Raw genomic sequence first — 1,893 nt, 5'->3', positions numbered from 1 at the left:
CACACAAGCTGTCTACGCAGAATACTAAAAATAAACTGGCAGGACAAAATTCCAGATACCGAAGTCCTCACAAGAGCAAAGATCCCAAGCGTCAACACCCTGTTGCAGAAGGCCCAAGTGAGATGGGCCGGTCACGTTGCTCGGATGCCTGATAAACGCATCCCAAAACAGTTGATAAATGGCGAGCTTGAAGGGGGCAGACGTTTAGCTGGTGGACAGAAAAAACGCTTTAAAGACACTCTTAAAGTGTCTCTGAAATGCTTCGATATAGACAATACGTGCTGGGAATCCCTTGCGCAAGATCGCCAAATGTGGCGCTGTAACAACAAAAGAGGAACCCGAATAGCTGAGAATCATCGTATTGTTGAGTCACAGAGAAAACGAGCAGCGCGAAAAGACAGAGCACACAACACGCACATGTCTAACCTTGATCATGTATGCCCCACCTGTGGTCGGGGATTCTGTTCTAGGATTGGACTCTACAGTCACCTCTGCACACACCAGAGAGGTGCAACAGTACACGTCTGAGATTGTTGTCATCATCGCTTGCGATGGACGGCTATTAGAGTTAGAATATTGACCACATCTGTAAAATAGCTAACACCAGCGAAGGAAACAACCTCGGAGAACTCTTTTTCCTTTTGCAGATGATCAGGCAATCATATCAACAACAGAAGAACAGCTACAACAACACATCAACAGACTCCAGTTAGCATGTAACGAATACAACATGAGAATAAACATCGACAAAACAGAAGTAATGACATTCGCCAGAGAGGAAAGCACTACCAATATCTCCATCGACAATCGCCCACTAAATCAAGTAAAAGATTTCACATACCTGGGGAGCATTTTTTCAGCAAATGGAAGAATAACTAATGAAATTCAACACAGATGCAACAAAGCAAATCAAATGATAGGGCAAATGGCGCCAATTTTAAGATGCAAACACGTCACCATGAACACAAAAAGAGCAATGTTCAACACAATCTTTTCCCCACATTATGTTACCAGTGCCAAACCTGGACGCTGACAACAAATGATAGAAGAAAACTAGTCACGACAGAGATGAAGTGTCTACGCAGAATGCTGGCTGTAACAAGAAGAGACCGGTTGAGAAATGAAGACATCAGGAAAAAAGTGGGTACAACATCAGTACTAAATTTCATCAAGAAGCAACAAATTAAATAGTTCGGTCACATAAGCAGATTACCAACAGACAGTGCACCTCAAAGAGCAATGCTGCTCCGATACAATGGGTACAAAGCAAAAGGCCGGCCACGCAAAAGATGGACCTCAGAGATAACAGAGGCGACGAAAGAGACTATCTACGAAGCGCATACTAGGGCCCGTTTTAGAAATCTCTTCTTGACCTGACGCTGTGAGGCATACAGGATTCGAGAAAGAAGAAGAAGAAGAAGTTGAATGAGGTCAAGACACAGAGAAAGCTTATCATCAATATAAGAAAGAGGCAGTCATCATTTTTCGGGCATGTGATGAGGAGGGGAGGTTTAGAACACATTGTAACAACCGGTAAAATCGAGGGTAGACGAGACAGAGGAAGACAGAGAGAGAAAATTTTGGATAGCCTGACTTCATGGCACAGTAGAGCGTCAACATCTGAGATGATAGCAAAACCACAGACAGAGATTTGTGGAGATTCATAATACCATCCGCTACGGTACCTGATTATGATGATAATGGCGCTTTTTTTTCAGGGATCGAGACTCCATCTGGGTGGAAACAACTTTTTGTCTCTTCCATTCTCCACAAGATGAATTTCTTTTTTGCCACTATTACTTCAATTTCTTTTCCCTCTTATTTTCTACATATACTACATAATTCTTCTATTCTTCCTTTCTCCTAATGTTCAAGCCTTCTTCTATTCTTCCT

At 42.6% G+C, this 1,893-nt stretch carries 1 pseudogene; it reads left to right on the top strand.

The features are described 5' to 3' along the window. Nucleotides 1-634 precede the first annotated feature (634 nt). Nucleotides 635-1,033, top strand: a pseudogene (locus AC1VNY_RS42345) (reverse transcriptase domain-containing protein); the annotation flags it as partial. Nucleotides 1,034-1,893: the final 860 nt, after the last annotated feature.

The sequence above is a fragment of the Bradyrhizobium ferriligni genome (assembly GCF_056837965.1).
Note: the sequence above shows the minus strand (reverse complement) of the source record. Positions and strands in the feature narration are given on the sequence as shown.